At 34.7% G+C, this 21,156-nt stretch carries 14 protein-coding genes, 1 pseudogene and 1 CRISPR repeat array; of the genes and pseudogenes, 6 read left to right on the top strand and 9 right to left on the bottom strand.

Annotated elements, in window-relative coordinates; genetic code table 11:
- Positions 1–444: 444 nt before the first annotated feature.
- The 3 genes from H3T83_RS11165 to sohB all read right to left on the bottom strand — a co-directional run bounded on the left by H3T83_RS11165 (position 445) and on the right by sohB (position 5,668).
- Positions 445–1,803, bottom strand: coding sequence for a hypothetical protein (locus tag H3T83_RS11165; RefSeq protein ID WP_065578480.1), 1,359 nt, complete (start codon positions 1,801–1,803; stop codon positions 445–447).
- A 743-nt stretch (positions 1,804–2,546) separates the two neighbouring features.
- On the bottom strand, positions 2,547–3,920 hold the full coding sequence (locus tag H3T83_RS11160) for a hypothetical protein (protein ID WP_198215795.1): 1,374 nt from the start codon (positions 3,918–3,920) through the stop codon (positions 2,547–2,549).
- A 659-nt stretch (positions 3,921–4,579) separates the two neighbouring features.
- The gene (sohB, locus tag H3T83_RS11155; protein ID WP_065578481.1) at positions 4,580–5,668 is read right to left on the bottom strand and encodes a protease SohB; all 1,089 of its coding nucleotides are present in this window, start codon (positions 5,666–5,668) and stop codon (positions 4,580–4,582) included.
- Between the two features lie 150 nt (positions 5,669–5,818).
- Here sohB and H3T83_RS11150 point away from each other — a divergent pair, with 150 nt between their 5' ends.
- Entirely contained in the window at positions 5,819–7,519 is a 1,701-nt protein-coding gene (locus H3T83_RS11150) for a formate--tetrahydrofolate ligase (protein WP_198215794.1), read from the top strand.
- A gap of 14 nt (positions 7,520–7,533) precedes the next feature.
- Complete coding sequence (locus tag H3T83_RS11145; protein WP_065578483.1) at positions 7,534–7,926, top strand: RnfABCDGE type electron transport complex subunit B; 393 nt, start codon at positions 7,534–7,536, stop codon at positions 7,924–7,926.
- Between the two features lie 58 nt (positions 7,927–7,984).
- On the opposite strand, the gene typA is transcribed toward H3T83_RS11145, so the two are convergent.
- Both typA and hemG read right to left on the bottom strand, forming a co-directional pair.
- Positions 7,985–9,808: a ribosome-dependent GTPase TypA gene (gene typA / locus H3T83_RS11140; RefSeq protein WP_198215793.1), complete on the bottom strand. Its 1,824-nt coding sequence runs from the start codon at positions 9,806–9,808 to the stop codon at positions 7,985–7,987.
- 154 nt (positions 9,809–9,962) lie between these two features.
- Positions 9,963–10,499 carry a menaquinone-dependent protoporphyrinogen IX dehydrogenase gene (gene hemG, locus H3T83_RS11135; protein ID WP_086361226.1) on the bottom strand — a complete coding sequence of 179 codons (537 nt, stop codon included), beginning with the start codon at positions 10,497–10,499 and terminating at the stop codon, positions 9,963–9,965.
- A gap of 147 nt (positions 10,500–10,646) precedes the next feature.
- Here hemG and glmU point away from each other — a divergent pair, with 147 nt between their 5' ends.
- Positions 10,647–12,029 (top strand): bifunctional UDP-N-acetylglucosamine diphosphorylase/glucosamine-1-phosphate N-acetyltransferase GlmU, encoded by a 1,383-nt coding sequence (glmU, locus tag H3T83_RS11130; RefSeq protein ID WP_198215792.1) that lies wholly within the window; start codon positions 10,647–10,649, stop codon positions 12,027–12,029.
- Positions 12,030–12,032: 3 nt separating this feature from the next.
- A complete protein-coding gene (gene glmS / locus H3T83_RS11125; RefSeq protein WP_198215791.1) occupies positions 12,033–13,865 on the top strand; it encodes a glutamine--fructose-6-phosphate transaminase (isomerizing) in 1,833 nt (610 codons plus the stop codon).
- A gap of 170 nt (positions 13,866–14,035) precedes the next feature.
- Here the strand turns inward: glmS and H3T83_RS11120 are convergent, their stop codons facing one another.
- From H3T83_RS11120 to H3T83_RS11110, 3 genes are all read right to left on the bottom strand, one after another.
- The gene (locus tag H3T83_RS11120; RefSeq protein WP_198215790.1) at positions 14,036–14,827 is read right to left on the bottom strand and encodes a hypothetical protein; all 792 of its coding nucleotides are present in this window, start codon (positions 14,825–14,827) and stop codon (positions 14,036–14,038) included.
- A gap of 8 nt (positions 14,828–14,835) precedes the next feature.
- A complete protein-coding gene (locus H3T83_RS11115) occupies positions 14,836–15,486 on the bottom strand; it encodes a hypothetical protein (RefSeq protein ID WP_198215789.1) in 651 nt (216 codons plus the stop codon).
- A 204-nt stretch (positions 15,487–15,690) separates the two neighbouring features.
- Positions 15,691–15,999 carry a hypothetical protein gene (locus H3T83_RS11110; RefSeq protein ID WP_065578488.1) on the bottom strand — a complete coding sequence of 103 codons (309 nt, stop codon included), beginning with the start codon at positions 15,997–15,999 and terminating at the stop codon, positions 15,691–15,693.
- A gap of 301 nt (positions 16,000–16,300) precedes the next feature.
- Between H3T83_RS11110 and rlmKL the strand changes: the two genes are divergently transcribed.
- Together rlmKL and H3T83_RS11605 are read left to right on the top strand one after the other, a co-directional pair.
- Entirely contained in the window at positions 16,301–18,421 is a 2,121-nt protein-coding gene (gene rlmKL / locus H3T83_RS11105; protein ID WP_198215788.1) for a bifunctional 23S rRNA (guanine(2069)-N(7))-methyltransferase RlmK/23S rRNA (guanine(2445)-N(2))-methyltransferase RlmL, read from the top strand.
- Between the two features lie 242 nt (positions 18,422–18,663).
- Positions 18,664–20,034, top strand: a pseudogene (locus tag H3T83_RS11605) (MFS transporter).
- A 53-nt stretch (positions 20,035–20,087) separates the two neighbouring features.
- On the opposite strand, the gene H3T83_RS11090 reads toward H3T83_RS11605, so the two are convergent.
- The gene (locus H3T83_RS11090) at positions 20,088–20,384 is read right to left on the bottom strand and encodes a helix-turn-helix transcriptional regulator (protein WP_034901766.1); all 297 of its coding nucleotides are present in this window, start codon (positions 20,382–20,384) and stop codon (positions 20,088–20,090) included.
- Positions 20,385–20,506: 122 nt separating this feature from the next.
- A CRISPR array of direct repeats spans positions 20,507–21,074; the repeat unit is 28 nt; unit sequence TTTCTAAACTACCTACACGGCAGTAAAC.
- Positions 21,075–21,156 lie beyond the last annotated feature (82 nt).

Here is a 21,156-nt window from a genome sequence, read left to right as displayed (position 1 = left end):
GGCTGGCTGGCTGGCTGGCTGGCTGGCTGGCTGGCTGGCTGGCCTCTAAACAACTGTATTTTAACATATTTTCAGTCCTTTGTCAATGTATCCAATTATTTTATAACAATAAAAATATATTTCCTTATTGAAAAATTATAAATAAATTTATCAATTTTGACAAATGTTGCTTAATGATAAATTGTTAAGATATGTAAACAATAATTGACTCAAAATATTTTAGTAATTAAAAAATAATATATCAGATATCAAAACCATTATTTCTTAGCAAAATTTTAATTAAAATCTAAAATTTGTGGACATTTAGAGCTCAAAAAACCCCGTTCCTCAACTTTCTTATTTAAACCCTCAGGTAAAATTGAAGGCTATGTGAGTTTAATCTCCTGAATAGTTGAAATTCTCTAGCAATTTGCTAGTACTCTCTTATATTTTTCTAACAAAAAATTAAGGGGTAGTACACATACCTCTGAGTACAACTTCATTTTTATGCCGAGCAATGTGGCCATTATTCGAGTGAACGGAAAAATGGCTTAAACGATCTGTTTCTACAAAATCGATGGTCCAGTAATTGTGATTATCATAAAAACTACTAATATATTTGTCCATTTGTCCCCACTCCGAGAAGAATCCTCCACCAATTACACGTTGAAAGTTATTACCGTTTGAAGATGGAGTTGCACTAACCGAACCTTGACATTCCTCATCCCACCAAGGTCCTGCACAAATAGCATTAGTTAAATCTTTAATTTGAGGAAGACGATAACCAATATTACTGCACCATGATAAGGTACTTGGATAAGTATAGTAATTATTTGCACCTCGATGGACATACCATTGTTTTAATTGAAAACCATATTTTATCAAAGGATTACCTTGACTATCTTTACCAACTAACTCAAATGTTTGTGGTAATACAGGCTTTGCTACACTACCGGGTAAATCAGAATTTAATTGAAAATCTTTTGCACTGGGCCCCGTTAATTTGACAGTAACACGTGAACCTGTTGAATCAGGGATTAACGTCGCGGTAATTCCCCCCCGTTCGACCGAGTCCCATGTTAAAACTCTTGCTCCTCCAATATCTAGGTCAAAGTACAAATCATGCATTCCTGTAGTAGGAAAATTCAAATTGTAAGTTGATAGCGTTGTAGACTGAGGAATAAAACCCTTATTGGCAAGCCATATAGAAGGAGGTCCCCGAAAATCGATACCATTAACCTCTGTATTTGAACCAGGAAATAATATTGGAGCAACAAAGCAAACTTTTGATGATTCGTTGGGATTAATGTAATACGTCGCATGACTACCTGTAAAATAGCTACTACTAGGTACGCCATACTGGGTACTTAGTATACCATCATTACTGGTTAATGTGATTTTATAAGGTGCTCTACAAATATCTAAAGTTGAATTACGAGATACAGTTTGATTATCTTTGTCAGTAATAGTTAAACTTAAATAACCTGTAGCAGAGATACCATTATTTTCCTGACCATCACCGTCATCATCCCCCCAATAATTATAAGGCGAACCAATAATTGAAGTTAATGAAATTGAATCTGCACCAATTGGTACCAGCATATCTACATTAGCTAAAGTTTCACCAAGATTTGGCAAGATTATTGGTGTTATTGACGAATTATTATTTGCTGTAAACGTTCTTCCATCCGATAAAATAATACCTAATAATTTAGTTGTATCAGTAACTCGAGTCTGACCACCATCAAAAGTTAAGTATGGCGCATTACCATGAATAATATGAGTTGTTCTAGCGGTTAAAGACTGACTACTAAATGATAACATTAGCAATAAAACAAGTGCTAATACCGAAAAAATTGGCTTAATTAAAATCGGACTAAAAAAATTTCTTAAGTGTTGGTGGAGAAATAAAATCTGACGAAAGATTAAACCTTGATTGCTAAAATTAGGCGAATTTAAATTATTGGTTTGGGCAGGTTTGGTGTTTGGTGTTTGGTGTTAAAATTATAGCTCATAATAACGTCCGCGTCAAGTAAATTAATGTTTTATATTAATTTATTTTGTTTAATTGACTAACTACTAATCGGTAATTTCACTTTAATAAGAATAAGGAAAAGTATAGAGATTAAGTAAAAAGTATGCAATTTTTTTAACCTCTAAATTGTTAATTTTTGTAAAGGTATTTAATTTTTTAAACCTTTATTTTTTGCCTTATTTCTTATTTTTTTGCTAAAAAATTGTCCGTAGAATAGATCACTAAGCAATAAATTATCTAAATATTTATCTATAACTCGTTGCTCTTTTTAAGTTGTCGATATTCAGTAATAAAGCTAATTTTTACCATTAAAATTCTTAAAAATAAGCTATTTTGAAGTTAATTAATCATTGCTAAAAAATATCAACTTTAACGATTATCTTGATGAGATTTTGCAAATTTTATGATTGGTTTGTAATAAATTTAGCTGATACATTTATAAAAAAACGGACTGTTATAGTCCGTTTCCTTGTCTAAAGAATAATCTTTCCATGCCTGATTGAGAGTGTAAATATGAAAAAAATATTACCCACTAAGGGGTTACACAAACAGCTGAAGTTCTTGTTCTACTTTTAGGATACCAACCAATGAAGCCAGATTTTTGATCTACATCAAGCTGATAGTTATCGTTGTCAGGGTGAACTTCTTTTACCCAATAATAATAAACGTATTTAAATTCAGCATCATTGTAATTGCTCATAGAACCCCATTCAGTGAATAATCCTGCACCAATCTGACGTTGATAGTTGTTACCCGTTGACCAAGGGGTAGCACCCGCGATTTCGTCACGTTTTGCGTTAGTTAAATCTTTTACTCCAGGCATACGGTAACCAATATTTTCACACCACAATTCGTGCTCTCCAGGAGTAGCCATACTATTTCCACGGCTAACAAACCACTGCTTTAACTTAAATCCATACTTGACGATATCTTTACCGCTACTATCTCTACCAACCAACTCGAACGTCTGAGGTAATATAGGTCTAGATATTGTTTTGATATTGCTTGGATTTTTAGAATTCCATTGTTGAGGTTCTGCGACAGGACCGGTTAATGTAACTTTAACCTTTGTTCCTATAGAATCCGGCATCATAGTAGCGGTAATACCACTACGAGTAACAGGGGCCCAATTCAACGGACCACTACCGACTATAATTAAATCAAAATATAAATTATTAGCTCCTGTTGTAGGAAAATTCAAACCATAAGATGACAGATTAGTTGACTGAGTAATAAAACCTTTCTTATCAGCCCATATCGTAGAAGGCCCACGGAAGTCGGGTGTAACATAATTATCGGCGACAATTATTGTTTCATCATTTGAACTATGCTCTATGCTAGGTTTGGCAAAGCACACCTTTGGAATGAGTTTAGGATTTACATAGTAAGTTACATTACTCGCATTGAAATAACTACTTTTGGGAACACCATAACCAGTACTTAATGTGCCATCCGAACTGGTTAATGTGATTTTATAAGGTGCCTTACAAATATCAAGGACTGCAGTTCGAGATACTGGTTGGTTATCTTTATCAGTAATCGTTAGATTTAAATTACCTGTAACTATAATACTATCACTACCCTGACCATCGCCATCATCATCCATCCAATAATGATTAGGTGAGCCGATAAGCGAATTTAATGCTATTGAATTGCTGTCGGTTGGCACTAACATACCGATATCAGCAAAACTTTCACCACTATTTGGCAACTCAATGGGGTTGATTGACGAATTATTGTTTGATGGAGTAAATTTAACCCCATTGGATAAAGTTATCCAAAGTAAACCTTCCAAATTAGTTACAGAAGTTCGACCACCATCAAAAGTTAAGTATGGCGCATTACCATGAATAATATGAGTTGTTCTAGCGGTTAAAGACTGACTACTAAATGATAACAGTAGCAATAAAACAAGTGCTAATACCGAAAAAATTGGCTTAAATAAAATCGAACTAAAAAAATTTCTTAAGTTTTGGTGGAGGAATAAACTCTGACGAAAGATTAAACCTTGATTGCTAAAATTAGGCGAATTTAAATTATTGGTTTGAGCAGGTTTGGTGTTTGGTGTTTGGTGTTAAAATTATAGCTCATAATAACGTCCGTGTCAAGTAAATTGATGTTTTATATTAATTTATTTTGTTTAATTGACTAACTACTAATCGGTAATTTCACTTTAATAAGAATAAGGAAAAGTATAGAGATTAAGTAAAAAGTATGCAATTTTTTTAACCTCTAAATTGTTAATTTTTGTAAAGGTATTTAATTTTTTAAACCTTTATTTTTTGCCTTATTTCTTATTTTTTTGCTAAAAAATTATCCGTAGAATAGATCACTAAGCAATAAATTATCTAAATATTTATCTATAACTCGTTGCTCTTTTTAAGTTGTCGATATTCAGTAATAAAGCTAATTTTTACCATTAAAATTCTTAAAAATAAGCTATTTTGAAGTTAATTAATCATTGTTAAAAAATATCAACTTTAACGATTATCTTGATGAGATTTTGCAAATTTTATGATTGGGTTGTAATAAATTTAGCTGATACATTTATAAAAAAACGGACTGTTACAGTCCGTTTCCTTGTCTAAAGAATAATCTTTCCATGCCTTTTACAACATTTTTCGAGAGTTTTTCTGATAGCTTTTGTTTTCGTTGATAGTTAACTGCAATGATTTTATGCGTGTCTAAATGCGATAAGATAAAATCATCACTGGTACTAATTTCGTCAACTAAACCCTTTTCTTTAGCTTGTGTTGCAAACCAATGTTCTCCTGTAGCAACCTGTTCAATATCAATATTAGGTCGATACTCTTTTACAAAGTCTTTAAATAATAGATGAGTCTCTTCCAGTTCTTGCTTGAATTTTTGACGACCTTCGTCAGTGTTTTCACCAAACATGGTTAAAGTTCGCTTGTATTCGCCTGCTGTTTGCAATTCAATATCAACATCATGCTTTTTAAGTAATCGATTAAAGTTAGGAATTTGCGCAACTACCCCAATTGAACCAACAATAGCAAATGGCGCTGCAACTATTTTGTTAGCAGTACATGCCATCATATAGCCGCCACTGGCGGCAACTTTATCTACCACCGCAGTAAAAGGGATATTTCGTGTTCTAAAGCGTAATAATTGCGAAGCGGCCAACCCATAACCATGCACTACCCCACCTGGGCTTTCAAGTTTTACCACAACTTCGTCTTCTGGTTTGATGATAGCTAATACGGCAGTAATTTCTTGGCGCAACTCTTCAACTTCATGCGCATCCATACTACCATTAAATGATAGAACAAACAGTTTAGGTTTTGTCTGTAAAGCAGACGTTGTCTCGGGTGATTTTACAGTATCGTCCGACGCCGCAGTATCTGTTTGTTTCTTATTTAGTTTAGCTGCTTGTTTAGCCTGTTTCTTTTCAAGTTTTTTTTGTTTTTTTAGATCTTTAGTGAATTGTTTGGCTTCAACCTCGTCCATACTAGACATTAACATTTCATCTTTAGCTTGTTCATACTCTTGGCTTATATCTTTAACTGACATTCGGCCAGCAACTGTGGATGATTTTCGACGCTGACATAAAATAAATATTAATATTGCTAGAATAGCAACAACAACAGTTACTGTTTCAGCCAGGAAAAGCGAATACTGTGAAAACCAATTCATTTGACAATTATCCTATAGTTTAAAAATTTGCCCATTATAACAATATAATTAAAGATTGTGCCGAAAATCAATAAAGATAAAATTGTTGCTTTATTCGGCATTTTAAATTCTTTATACTGACAACCTGTTTATTATTATACGAGAACGAATATGCCTTTACGCCCAATAACTGAAATCGCAAAACAATGTAATATCCCTGATGAATATGTACTGCCTCATGGTAAATATGTCGCTAAAATTGATTTATCTATTATTAAAGCAGATCAAAATAAAACTCAGGGTAAATTAGTATTAGTCACAGCAATAACCCCAACCCCTCTTGGTGAAGGAAAAACTGTCAATACTATTGGATTAAGTGAAGGTTTAAATTATTTAGGAAAATCTGCTATCGCTTGTATTCGTCAACCTAGTTTAGGACCAGTGTTTGGGGTTAAAGGTGGTGCTGCCGGTGGCGGGCAAGCCGAAGTTTTGCCGATGGAGACATTAAATCTTCATCTTACTGGTGATATCCACGCTATAACTGCAGCCCATGATCTGGCGTCTGCGGCATTAGATTCTCGTCTTTATCATGAAGAGCGCCTTGGTGATGAATTTACAGCACAAACTGGTTTACCACGTTTAAACATCGATGTTAATCGTATTGTTTGGAAACGCGTTATCGATCACAATGATCGCGCTCTGCGTAATATTACTGTCGGTGTTGGCGGTGGCGTCAATGGAATTGAACGCCGTGACGGCTTTGAAATTACTGCGGCATCAGAACTTATGGCAATTTTAGCGTTAGCATCTGATCTACATGATATGCGCGCACGAATTGGACGAATTATTTTAGCCTATAACACTAGTGGTGAACCAATTACTGCTGAACAACTTGAAGTTGCTGGGGCAATGACCGTTCTGCTTAAAAATGCCATTAATCCAAACCTTATGCAAACAGTGGAAAATACACCGGTATTAATCCATGCAGGCCCATTTGCCAATATTGCTCATGGTAATTCATCTGTAATTGCAGACCGCATTGCTATGCAATTAGCTGACTATGTGATAACCGAAGCAGGATTCGGCTCAGACATGGGAATGGAAAAATTCTTTAATATTAAATACCGTCAAGCTGGTATCAAGGCATCTTGTGTAGTGCTTGTTGCAACTGTGCGTAGCTTAAAATCGAATAGTGGTAAGTATAATATCAAGCCAGGACAAGCCATACCAAAAGAGATTTCAGAGTCTAATGTAGAATTGCTTGAAATTGGTGCAGCTAATTTAGCGTGGCATATTAATAATGCTAAAAGTTATGGTTTACAAGTGATTGTAGCAATCAATCGATTCCCACATGATAGTGAGGAAGAATTAGCATTTTTACAAAAATACGCCATTGAACACGGTGCATTTGCTTGTGAAGTCAGTGAAGTATTTACTCAAGGTGGTAAAGGCGCAGAAAAACTGGCTAAACATGTGATTAAAGCGTGTGATATGCCAAGTGAAATCAAGTTACCTTATCCTGACAGTATGCCATTAATAGATAAAATCCAAACAATGGTAAAAAAATATGGTGCTAATAAAGCTAATTTATCAGACACCGCGCTTAAAAACATTAAAGAAATTGAAGCATTAAAATTAGATCATTTACCACTTTGTATCGCGAAAACACCAATGTCAATCAGTGCTGATGCAAATTTAAAAAATGTGCCAACCGATTTTGATGTTGATATCAGCCATTTAGCAATATCTGCCGGTGCTGGTTTTATTCGGGTTTATGCAGGTAATGTGATGACAATGCCTGGACTTGGTACTAATCCGGCTTATCGAAATATCGATATTGACAAAGATGGTAATATTGTTGGTTTAAGTTAATTTAAAAAATTATTATGCAAACACAATATAAAGCGTTAATTGATGAAGAAAATTGTATTGGTTGTGGCAAATGTATACGCGTTTGCCCTACTGATGCTATTGTAGGAAGCAAACAAGTATTACATACCATATTGCCACAATATTGTACATCTTGTAGTAATTGTATTAATACTTGTCCAACTGACTGTATTACCTTAAGTACACTAGGTGTTGCCTTGAATGAACAGGAAGAGTTACTGTTGACGCAAAAAAAACAGCAACGATTAAATCACAATCAACTGGTACCACCAACAATTTTATTTCCTAAGTCGATGCCAATAAGCAATACGACTACACAAAAAGATCGCAAGCAATCAATTGCCGATGCTATCGCCAGAGTTAAAGCCAAAAAAAACCTCGCTAATTAGCGAGGTTTTCATTTCTAATTTAAACTAACAAGTTAAACTTGCTAGTTTTTTACTGACATTACTCTTTATTGCTTCTGAATGCTCGTTTACGATCATTTTCAGTTAAATGACGTTTACGCAAACGTACAGATAATGGTGTAACTTCTACTAATTCATCATCATCAATAAATTCTAATGCTTGTTCTAATGTCATTTTAACTGGTGGCGAAAGCGTAGTGGCTTCATCAGTACCCGATGCTCGCATGTTAGTTAATTTCTTACCCGTTAAGCAGTTAACGGTTAAATCATTTGAGCGAGTATGGATACCAATAATTTGCCCTTCATACACTTCTGCACCATGACCAAGGAATAATTTACCGCGATCTTGTAAACTATAAAGTGCATAAGCTAACGCTTTACCTGTACCATTCGAAATCATTACACCATTATTACGTTGGCCGATTTCACCTGGACGTACATCATCATAATGGCTAAATGTTGAGTAAAGTAAACCAGTACCTGAGGTCATCGTCATAAATTCAGTTCTAAAACCAATCAGACCACGACTTGGAATAACATAATCTAAACGTACACGTCCTTTACCATCAGGTAACATATTGGTTAAATCACCTTTACGTAGACCTAAAGCTTCCATCACTGAACCTTGGTGCTGTTCTTCAATATCTAAAGTAACTTGTTCGAAAGGCTCTTGTTTTTTGCCATCAATCTCTTTAAAGATAACTTTAGGACGTGATACCCCAAGTTCATAACCTTCACGACGCATATTTTCAATAAGTACTGATAAATGTAATTCACCACGACCAGAAACTTTAAATGCATCTGGGTCTGGTGTTTCTTCAACGCGTAAAGCCACATTATGTACCAGTTCTTTGTTTAAACGCTCAAGAATTTGACGTGAAGTCACATATTTACCTTCTTTGCCAGCAAATGGTGAGCTATTAACATTAAAGAACATAGTAACAGTTGGTTCATCAACACTTAATGCTGGTAATGCTTCAACGCAACTATTATCACAAATTGTATCAGAGATACCAAGTTCGCCTAAACCAGTGATCGCAATAATATCACCTGCTTCAGCAACTTCGGCTTCATAACGTTGTAAACCTAAATGACCTAATACTTGGCCTACTTTACCAGTGCGTTTATTACCTTCACTATCAACAATAGTGACTTGTTGATTTGGTTTAACACGACCACGTTTAATACGACCAATACCAATAACACCAACATAGTTATTATAATCAAGTTGTGAAATTTGCATTTGGAAAGGACCATCTAAGTCAACTGCTGGTGGCTCAACATGTTCAACAATTGCTTCAAATAATGGCGTCATATCTTCAGCCATATCTTCATGATCAAGTCCTGCAAATCCCATTAATGCTGATGCATAAACAATTGGGAAATCAAGCTGTTCATCAGTTGCACCTAGATTTACAAATAAATCGAATACTTGATCGACAACCCAATCAGGACGAGCGCCTGGACGGTCAACTTTATTGATAACAACAATCGGTTTTAAACCATAAGCAAACGCTTTTTGGGTAACAAAACGTGTTTGTGGCATTGGTCCGTCCATTGCATCAACCAGCAATAATACCGAATCAACCATTGACATTACACGTTCAACTTCACCACCAAAATCGGCATGTCCTGGAGTATCAACAATATTAATACGATAACCATTCCAATCGATAGCGGTATTTTTAGCTAAAATAGTAATACCACGCTCTTTTTCAAGCGCATTAGAGTCCATTATTCTTTCATTGTCGTCGCCACGTAAATTATCAAGCGTACCAGACTGTTTTAATAATTTATCAACCAAGGTGGTTTTACCATGGTCAACGTGAGCAATAATGGCTATATTTCTTAAATTTTCAATCACAATTAAAATCCCAATTAGGAGATAAATTCTATAGGCGCAATATTGTACACCTTTTTAGTAAAAATGTTGATCTATATCACAAAGTTTCTTAAAAAGAACTTTAAGACTTGATATTTAACGAAAATACTGACTTATTTTATAGAGATAACTAAGATTACTCATTGATAAGTGTCGCAAATTGATGAGCAAACTCATCTACTTTGTCCCAATTTGTGTACTCGATCACTTCTTTAGTCACATCGGTATCACCTTTACCCAACCACATAATAAAGCGAATCATATTACGATCAAACCAATTATATTTTGGATAATAAAGTGCCCCAGCAAATACCGCTTTAATCGTTGGTTGCCAGGCAATTTTAGCTAAGAATTTTTTAGTATATATATTCGTTTCAGGCGTATTTTTATGCGGTTTTCTTGCCACCACATTTACGCCAAAAAAGCCAGATTTAAGTGTATTTAATTGCAGATAGTTAGCATCAATAAATTTTTTCATGGTTTTACTATAAAAACCATAGCGAATAGAACAACCAATTAATACCGCTTGGTAATTAGTAAGATCTATGTGGCTATCTGGTAATAACTCAATCAAATCACAATCACATTTACCGGCAAGTTCTGTTTTTATTCGCTGCATGATTTTAAAGGTTTGCTTTTCATGAGTGGTATAAAGCAATAAAACCTTGATAATGCTATTCATAACAATGCTTCCTTTTATTAAAACTCTTGGTAAATATCAATAATTCTTTTTTTAGGATAAAAATTAATAATTTCGGGGTGATTTCATGGAAAACTTTGATTATAGTATTAGCCTTATTTAACCAGACCGGAACTGATTATGGCAATTTCACCTCCAAAACGTAGTGCTATTATTTTGGCGGCAGGAAAAGGCACACGGATGTATTCCAACCTACCTAAAGTTTTACATAAAATCGGCGGTAAGCCGATGTTACAACATGTTATTGATACAGTTCAACAACTTAATACTAATCGCATCAATATTGTTTATGGGCACGGCAAAAACGAACTTGAAAAATCGTTACAAAATCAGCCGGTGCAACTTGTTTATCAAGCTGAACAATTAGGGACAGGACATGCGGTTCAACAAGCTATCCCTTACATTCAAGATGATGAAGATATATTAATTTTATATGGCGATACTCCACTTATCTCAGTTGAAACTTTGCAAAATCTTATTGCAAGTAAACCCAAACAAGGTATCGCCTTATTAACAGTGATTTTAGATGACCCAACTGGCTATGGTCGAATCGAACGCAAAGATGGTAAAGTTGTGGCTATCGTTGAACAAAAAGATGCCAATGCCGAACAACAAAAAATCACCGAAATTAATACTGGTATTATGCTAGTTACAGGCAAATTACTTAAGCAGTGGTTAGCGCGTTTAACCAATAACAATGCGCAAAAAGAGTATTACTTAACCGATATTATTGCCTTTGCACATCAAGATGGTTATGAAATTTTAACTTCACATCCAATAAAGCAATTTGAAGTTGAAGGCGTCAACAACCGATTACAGTTAGCAACTTTAGAACGCCATTATCAACAGTGGCAAGCCGAGCAATTATTACTTGCTGGAGTAACTTTACTTGATCCAGCCCGTTTTGATCTACGTGGAAAATTAACTCATGGTAAAGATGTCATCATTGATACAAATGTGATTATTCATGGCGATGTGACATTAGGAAATAATGTCATTATCGGTGCAGGCTGTATTTTGAAAAACTGCACCATCGCCGATAACAGCGAAATTAGTCCATACTCGGTGATTGAAGATTCGATTATTGCTCAGCACTGTACTATCGGACCATTTGCCAGAATAAGACCAGGCAGCAAACTAGATGATCATGCCCACGTTGGTAATTTTGTTGAATTGAAAAAAGCTCATCTTGGCCATGCAACCAAAGCCGGACATTTAAGTTATTTAGGTGACAGTGAAATTGGCAGTAATGTCAACATTGGCGCTGGCACAATTACCTGTAATTATGATGGTGCTAATAAATTTAAAACAGTTATCGAAGATGATGTTTTTGTTGGTTCTGACAGCCAACTTATTGCCCCAGTCAAAATAGGTAAAGGAGCAACGATTGCGGCTGGCACAACAGTTACTAACGATGTTAACGACAATGAATTAGTGGTTAGTCGTGTAAAACAAAAACAACTTGCGGGTTGGAAAAGACCAACGAAATCGAAAGAGGAATAAACGATGTGTGGTATTGTAGGTGCAATCGCTAAGCGTGATGTGGCAGATATTTTATTAGAAGGACTTAAGAGATTAGAATATCGTGGTTATGATTCTGCCGGACTTGCTATTATTTCACCAACAGGTGAATTACAACGAATAAGGCGGGTAGGAAAAGTACAAGCGCTTAAAGATGCGGTAAACGAACAACCAGTTGCCGGTTCAACCGGTATAGCCCACACTCGCTGGGCAACACATGGTGAACCAGTTGAACATAATGCGCACCCACATATATCCGACTTTATTGCCGTTGTACATAATGGAATTATCGAAAATTTCGAACCACTGCGTGAAAAACTTATCGCGAAAGGTTACCAATTCCGTTCAGAAACAGATACTGAAGTCATTGCCCACTTAATTCATGACATCATCAACACGGAAGAATGTTCCTTATTAGAAGCTGTGCAAAAAGCCATTCCACTCTTACGAGGTGCTTATGGTACAGTAATTATGGACACTCGAAATCCTGATATTCTAGTTGCCGCACGTTCTGGTAGCCCACTTGTTATTGGTTGTGGCATTGGCGAAAACTTTATTGCCTCAGATCAACTGGCTTTATTACCGGTAACTCGGCAGTTTATCTTCTTAGAAGAAGGTGATATAGCGCTTGTCACTCAACGTTCAGTAACAATTTATGACAAAAATTTTAGTCAAATAAATCGCCCTTGCATTGAATCAGATGCCAAATATGATGCTGGCAGCAAAGCAGGTTTTAACCATTACATGCAAAAAGAGATTTATGAACAGCCGAATGCGATTAAAAATACCTTAGAAGGTCGCATGGCCCATGGCAAAGTGGATTTATCAGAACTAGGCCCAAATGCTGAACATATTCTCAAGCAAGTTGAACACATCCAAATTGTTGCCTGTGGCACAGCTTATAATGCAGGCATGGTTGCTCGTTATTGGTTTGAATCCTTAGCCGGCATTCCTTGTGATGTCGAAATTGCCTCGGAATTTCGTTATCGAAAACCAGCTCGTCGCAAAAATAGTTTATTTATCACCCTATCACAATCCGGGGAAACTGCCGATACCCTTGCTGCTTTACGCTTAGCTAAACAGAACAATTACCTAAGCACTCTTGCGGTATGTAATGTAGCAGCATCGACTTTAGTTCGAGAAGCTGATTTGGTTTTACTAACCAAAGCTGGCGTTGAAATTGGTGTCGCCTCAACCAAAGCATTTACCACACAATTAACGGTATTATTACTGTTAGTGGCTAAGTTAGGCCGACTTAATGATATGGCAGAAATCACTGAACAAGCAATCGTCCATGCATTACAAACTTTACCAAACCGTATAGAACAAGTATTAATGGCCGAACCTGTAATCAAAAAACTTGCTGGTCATTTTGTCGATAAACATCATGCACTATTTTTAGGTCGTGGCGATGAATATCCAATCGCTATCGAGGCATCATTAAAGCTAAAAGAGATCTCCTATATTCATGCCGAAGCTTATGCAGCTGGTGAATTAAAACATGGGCCTTTAGCGTTAATTGATGCAGATATGCCAGTTATTGTTATGGCGCCAACGAATGACTTACTTGAAAAACTCAAAGCCAATATTGAAGAAGTGCGTGCCCGTGGTGGTCAACTTTATGTGTTTGCTGAGCAAGATGCTGGTTTTGTTAGCGACGATACTATGCATATTATCAACTTACCCCACATTGAAGAACTTACTGCGCCAATCTACTACACAGTACCGACGCAATTACTTGCTTACCATGTCGCCCTAATTAAAGGTACCGATGTCGACCAACCTCGTAACCTAGCAAAATCGGTAACAGTAGAGTAATTTATTAGATCAAATGTGAGGACTTAATGTATATTTTGGTATTATCATCAAAATTAAAGTTCTCACATTAAATCAATTAGATAATTATTAAACAGCTCTCCACCTACTTCAGCATACGTATAATAACTAGTAAGACTTAGCTCCCTCGCTATCAGTTTTCCTTATGCAGACTAATATTCTAATTTTCGTGTTATAGACATATCTAATTCATTATCACCGTTAAAACATTGGCTAACAGTCCAATCACCGTGTTCATTATATTGACTATAGTAACAAGTAAATGTTCGATATTTAGACTCATTGATATCTTTTGGTAACGATGCCGTTTTTCCATTTAATAAAGGATCCTCCTGTTTTGAAATGGAAGAAACCAATCTATTTTCATCATCATGATAATATAAATTTGTTGACAGAAAAGTAAGTATCTTTTTGGACCTAATAGTTTCAATTTCTCGCTCGTTATGCTGAATAAGATTATTGTTTTTATCATATAAATAAGTACCTATATAATTTTTCCCATCTACATTTTCATTTGAAGAAATCAATTTTCCCTGTTCATCATATTTATAATAAGAAGTTATTTTTTGGTTAGAATCTTTAATTTCTGTAACGTTTTTTTGATCATCAAACTGCACTGAATAATTAACGAAAGTTCCTTTTTCATTTCGTGTTAAAACTTGCATCTTATAATCCATAATCAGACCTTTTTTATCAGGAGCAGATTCTTCTATAATAAGACCATTATCATCTGAATATACTTCTAAATTACTGACAGAAGATGTTGGTTGGATATTTTCAATAAGTAATTCTTGTTTTTTTATAGGAACAGAATGCGGAATATACTCAGGAAAAAGAAGAAAGAGATAATTATTAGTAACACGAATATGGTTACGTTCATCATCAACGGATGCGAAGGCATAAAAATTAAAAAAACAGCATACTACTAATAAAAATTTTTTCATCTTGCATCCTAATATTTTAATTCACGAGTAAATGTAATTCTTTTTATCTCATCCTTCGTCATACAATAACCACTCGTCCAATCACCACATTCATTATGATTTGAATAAACACATTTAAAATCACTAAGTATCAAGTTCTCTTCTTTACTATCTGACTTTTTGATATTTAAATCTAGTGAATTACTCGCTTGAGATTTACCATTTTTAAGAACAGATGTCTTTGTAATACTTTCTAATACTTCGCCATATTGATTATAAGAAATGCTGCCCTGATGGGAAATAGATACAATTTGTTCATTATTTTTATCCAAAATAGTAGTAATATAATTATTGTTATCTAACTCAATCAATCCATCAAAACCTGAGCCTTGAATTGTTTTATTACTAAAATCGATACTCATATTTTGTGTCTCATCATTAATAAATACTTTTTCAATCAGGCCGTTTGCGTTTGATGTAATCATTGTATGAATTGTTTTATTTGTATCTAATAAATTCATTATGATTTTTTGTTTTACGATTGGTTTTTTATTCGGTATTAACATTGGATATAACATCCAATTATATGTATTTGTAATTAATATATGCTGGCCAACTTTACTTTCAGCATAAGAATAATAACTAAAAGTAAATAACACTATAAATATTAATTTTTTCATACCTAACACATTCCTATATCCATTATTTTCGCGTTACAAATGTTATACAATCTTTACTGATTATACACGCAATCGATTATACACGTTGTTAAATTGGATTGATAAAAATAGAGTAAGTATTAACTTTTACTAATCAATTACTTAATAAACTTTATAAATTCTCAAGGTTAGTTAGCAAATTGATTTTTCAATCTAGGTGGGGGATTATGCCGCAGTGTTTTTTTTGCGGAAAATTAAAAATAAAATAAATGCATTGAACATCATTACTACATGATATATAACAAAAAATAGATAAATACCAATTCCTGAATCTGCGGCCATAGAAGCTAATACTGGAGACATAAATGCTGTGCTAAAGATATTAATACCAAAAATAGTACCAGAAATATTCGGTTGTTTAACAAAAGTAATTAACGCCAAAAAACTACATAACATAGCTAAAATTAAACCGAAAAATGGAATAAAAACAGATATTATAGCTATAATTAATCCAACAATTGATAGTACTTTCATTTTACCTCTATCCAAAAAGATGCTTAATTAAATCTACTAATTAAATAATTTATTATAAAATTAATCTGAAACCAAAGCCTATGTATATTAACAAATTATGATAAATAGATAAAACAATTTCCACTTATATTAACCAACAGTTAATTTATATAAAAATAAACTTTCAAAACCCATACCTTTGTATAAATTATCATGATTCTGCTTATTTTCTATTTGTTTATAGATTGTTTAGTTTGACCATTTCCCACTGTTGCAATTAGTCGGTATAATGCCTGCAATTTTATTGTTAAGTGGATTATGCATGAAAACGCTATTTGCCAGCACCTCTCGCGGGCTTGAAGAGTTATTAAAACAAGAGTTAGAAAATATTGGCGCGATAAATTGTAAAGTGTCGCAAGGTGGTGTCTACTTTGACGCTGATCAATCAACCATGTACCAATCATTATTATGGTCTCGTTTGGCTTCTCGGATTCTATTGCCAATTGCTGAGTTTGATATCTATAGCGATTTAGATCTCTATTCATGTGTGATGAATATCAAATGGAGCGATATTTTCGCAGTAGATAACTCATTTATGATTAACTTTGTTGGTGTTAATGACTTTATTCGCAACAGTCAATATGGCGCACTCAAAATCAAAGATGCTATTGTTGACCATTTTATGCGTCAAACCAATCAACGCCCAAATGTTGCCAAACAAAATCCAGATATTCGTTTACATGCTTATCTCAACAAAAATCGAGTTACCCTATCGTTAGATTTAAGTGGTGAAAGCCTACATCAACGTGGTTATCGTCAACAAACAGGCCAAGCACCATTAAAAGAGAACTTAGCTGCAGCAATTATTCGCCGCTCGGGCTGGCAAACAGATGAACCTCTTATCGATCCAATGTGTGGTTCAGGAACCTTACTAATTGAAGCTGCAATGATGGCCTCTAACATTCCACCGGGACTGTTACGTAAACAGTGGGGATTTTTTGCTTGGCAAGGATTCAACCCAACACTTTGGAATGAGTTGTTATTTACCGCCAAGCACAATGTAAAAAAAGCGACAACGCCTTTCATTGGTTATGACAATAACCCTGCGGTGTTAGAGCGCGCCAAGCAAAATGCTATCCAAGCTGGAGTTGGTGATTTAATTACTTTTGCTGTGCAGGATGTGACTCAATTAACTAATCCACTTGATCGTAATATACATGGTATGATCATCAGCAATCCGCCTTATGGTGAACGATTAGAAAGTGAACCTGCATTGGTTGCCCTGCACTCTGCACTTGGTCGTCAAATTAAGCAACAATTTGCTGGATGGCGACTATCGCTATTTAGTGGCGCTCCACAACTGTTAGATTGTTTGCAAATGCGAGCCGAAAAACAGTTTAAAGCCAAAAATGGGCCTTTAGATTGTGTACAAAAAAATTATACCATTGCTGATCGTCAAGTCGATAAGCCAGTTACGTCACCAAATTTACCCGCTGCCGATTTTGCCAATCGTCTACGTAAAAATTGCCAAAGATTTGCAAAATGGGCAAGCCAAGAACAACTTGAATGTTATCGCCTTTACGATGCAGATTTACCTGAATATAACGTGGCTATCGATCGTTATAAAGACAAAATTGTGATACAAGAATATGCCGCGCCCAAAAATATTGATCCGCAAAAAACGCGACAACGACTATTTGATATTATTAATGCCACTATGTCGGTACTGGAATTAACTGCCGACCAATTGGTACTAAAAACTCGCGAAAAGCAAAAAGGTAAACAACAATATCAAAAACTTGGGCAAAAACAGGATTACTTCTTAGTCCATGAATATCCTATTAATCAACACAAAACACAGTTTTGGGTTAATGTGGTCGATTATTTAGATACCGGTTTATTTTTGGATCACCGTCTAGCCAGAAAAATGATCGGCCAAATGAGCGCGGGTAAAGACTTTTTAAATCTATTTGCCTACACAGGTAGCGCAACCGTTTATGCCGGTCTTGGTGGCGCAAAATCAACCACGACCGTTGATATGTCACGCACCTATTTAGAGTGGGCTGATCGTAATTTAAAACAAAATGGCTTAACCGGAAAAGACCATCGATTGATACAAGCCGACTGCTTACTCTATTTATCGCAGGCGGATGAACAGTTTGATCTGATTTTTATCGATCCTCCAACATTTTCCAACTCTAAACGGATGAACGATACCTTTGATGTTCAGCGTGATCATCTAAAATTAATGAGTGATTTAAAACGCTTACTTAGACCAAATGGAGTAATAGTATTTTCAAACAATAAACGAGGCTTCAAAATGGATGCCGATGGTATGCAAAAACTAGGGCTAACATTTCAAGATATCACTGATAAAACTCTATCACTTGATTTTAAACGCAATAAACAGATCCACTGCTGTTTTATCGTTAAACATCAATAATAAATAAAATACCGCCGCAAGGCGGTAAATTCTTCCATCTTCAAAAATAATTGAATCAAATTTATCTTAGCAATTAGCTATTCTGTTTGTTTTAATTCATTTAAATGGTAAAATAGTTAAATAACTAATGAACTATTAAACTATAAACTCAAATAAATTAGATACCATATAGCCTAATAGATTAAAAAATCCAAATTAAGGAAATTATTTTGCCCAATATAGCCAAGCAGGAAGTTGACAATATGCAAGAAAGAAAGGTTAATTCATCAGCTATCATTATTTTAACTTCTTTAGGATTTTTCATGTCAATGATCGATTCAATGATAGTTACCACAGCCACTACCGCCATAAGAAATGATTTTCAAATATCGGTAAATTTATTACAGTGGTTGTTGAACATTTATAATATAACCATAGCGGCATTACTACTGGTTGGTGTAACACTGGGCGAAAAAATAGGCAGAAAAAAAGTCTATCTGATGGGTATTGCCATTTTCACTATTGCTTCTATATTTTGTGCTTTATCGAATAGTATTACTGAATTAATTATATCTCGAATGATACAGGCTGTTGGTGCTTGTGTTATGACACCAATGTCCATGGCAATTCTAACGCATTCATTACCCGTTGATATACGTGGAAAAGCTTTAGGAATATGGAGCGGCATTGGTGGTTTAGCACTAATTGTCGGGCCAGTTTTAGGCGGATTTATTGTCGCAACTTTATCATGGCAATGGATATTTTGGATTAATTTGCCTATTGGAATAATAACAATCTATTTTGCTCATAATTTATTACCTGAAAGTAAAGGTAAGGATGATAAGTTGAACTTTATTGATATTTTGCTTATTGCCATCTCTTCCGCCGGAATAATATGGTCATTATCCACCATAACCACAAATACCACACACGTTATAACCATTATTACCGGATTATCTTGTCTACTACTTGGTATTTTATTTATCATTAGACAAAAAATGACTACTACCCCTATGATTCCGTTGATATTATTTCATTCAAAAGTATTCACTAACGGTAATATCGCAACTTTTTTATTATATGCCTCGATGTTTGGCGTGTTATTCTTTTTGCCACAATTTTTTTAGTATTAGAAATACGTTAATCCACTCGTGGCGGGATTACAATTATTACCTTGGACAGCAACATTAGTCGTTATCGCACCTTTTGCAGGCAGCGCTGTAGATAGATTTGGCGAAAGGATTATTGCAACATTAGGATTATTCTTACAGGGGATCGGTTATCTATTAATTATTTTTTTATTTAATATAACTGATTCATATATAGCAATGGCAATACCTTTAATGATCGCTGGTATGGGACTTTCGATGGCAGGACCAGCTCTGCAAAAAGCGGTGTTAAGCGCTGTCGAACCAATATATTTAGGGAAAGCATCAGGAATATATAATATATTTCGCTTATTTGGTGGAGCAATAGGTACCACAATATGCGTAATTGTATTCAATATTTTCGGCGGAACCACTAATTCAACAGCTTTTGCCGAAGGATTTGATGCAGTGATTATTACGTCTGGTCTGATATCATTATTAGGAATAGTTTTTTCAATAAGGTTAACTGCAAGGGATAAAAAATAATATTTAATAAAATCAAAGCGATAAATTCAACAATAAATCAATATTTGAGTATTTTAAAGATTATCAAAAAACCCGGTAACATATTTATCAAATGTTGATTTATTAAGCCATACATATTTTTCCCTAGCACTCTTTCTTACATTAATTAATTCTGCTTGTTGTAATAACCTAAAATGATAAGTTCCTGAGGGTTTACTAATACCAACTGCTTGACCAATTTCACCACAGATAACCTCTGTTTCTATACTTTTTAAATATTTAATGATTTCTATTCTAACCGGATCTGATAATGCTTTGAAAATAAGCACCATTTTTTCATTTAATTGGTTATCAATTGTACTATTATTCATCATATTTACAGAGTTAATTATAATTAAACATAATTATAACATGTGGTGAATTTATTCACCTAAAAAACTCCTTTGCTAAACTTTTTTAGTTTGGTGGATTTCGAGTGTTATAATTTTAATTAATTTTAAGCTACCTACACGGTAGTGAACCACACAAGCTGAAGCTTGTGCACTATCCCTGCTTTCTAAACTACCTACACGGCAGTAAACAAACCTTAGCTACTACAATCGCTAAGGCTTAATTTCTAAACTACCTACACGGCAGTAAACATCAAAAAGATTTATGTACGTGAATCATATGATTTCTAAACTACCTACACGGCAGTAAACAACGGCGATAACTACCCCCTTGGATCGCCCCATTTCTAAACTACCTACACGGCAGTAAACAAATCATTATTAGATCAGTCTCATTCTGAATTTTTCTAAACTACCTACACGGCAGTAAACGTTCAATCTGGGTATTTTTCAGGTGGATATATTTTCTAAACTACCTACACGGCAGTAAACAAAACATAAAATCATATATCAAACAGGTAACGTTTCTAAACTACCTACACGGCAGTAAACACTGGTTACGTAATGCTGGTAAATATCAACGGTTTCTAAACTACCTACACGGCAGTAAACGACTCTTATTAACACAAATTTAAAACTGGGTTTTTCTAAACTACCTACACGGCAGTAAACTAGAATCCAATATACTATAAATGCAGTTGGCAAAAAGGCAAAGTCCATTTTTACCAATAAAAACCCTTTTTTTGAGCCATTT

The sequence above is a fragment of the Gilliamella sp. M0320 genome, from assembly GCF_016101635.1.
In the GTDB taxonomy this organism is placed as follows: domain Bacteria; phylum Pseudomonadota; class Gammaproteobacteria; order Enterobacterales; family Orbaceae; genus Gilliamella; species Gilliamella apis.
This window is presented reverse-complemented; position numbering and strand designations above follow the sequence as displayed.

Coding starts and splice junctions, on each gene's coding strand:
- H3T83_RS11165 (WP_065578480.1), bottom strand. CDS start 1,803: ATGTTATCATTTAGTAGTCAGTCTTTAACCGCTAGAACAACTCATATT.
- sohB (WP_065578481.1), bottom strand. CDS start 5,668: ATGAATTGGTTTTCACAGTATTCGCTTTTCCTGGCTGAAACAGTAACT.
- H3T83_RS11150 (WP_198215794.1), top strand. CDS start 5,819: ATGCCTTTACGCCCAATAACTGAAATCGCAAAACAATGTAATATCCCT.
- H3T83_RS11145 (WP_065578483.1), top strand. CDS start 7,534: ATGCAAACACAATATAAAGCGTTAATTGATGAAGAAAATTGTATTGGT.
- glmU (WP_198215792.1), top strand. CDS start 10,647: ATGGCAATTTCACCTCCAAAACGTAGTGCTATTATTTTGGCGGCAGGA.
- glmS (WP_198215791.1), top strand. CDS start 12,033: ATGTGTGGTATTGTAGGTGCAATCGCTAAGCGTGATGTGGCAGATATT.
- H3T83_RS11120 (WP_198215790.1), bottom strand. CDS start 14,827: ATGAAAAAATTTTTATTAGTAGTATGCTGTTTTTTTAATTTTTATGCC.
- H3T83_RS11115 (WP_198215789.1), bottom strand. CDS start 15,486: ATGAAAAAATTAATATTTATAGTGTTATTTACTTTTAGTTATTATTCT.
- H3T83_RS11110 (WP_065578488.1), bottom strand. CDS start 15,999: ATGAAAGTACTATCAATTGTTGGATTAATTATAGCTATAATATCTGTT.
- rlmKL (WP_198215788.1), top strand. CDS start 16,301: ATGAAAACGCTATTTGCCAGCACCTCTCGCGGGCTTGAAGAGTTATTA.
- H3T83_RS11090 (WP_034901766.1), bottom strand. CDS start 20,384: ATGAATAATAGTACAATTGATAACCAATTAAATGAAAAAATGGTGCTT.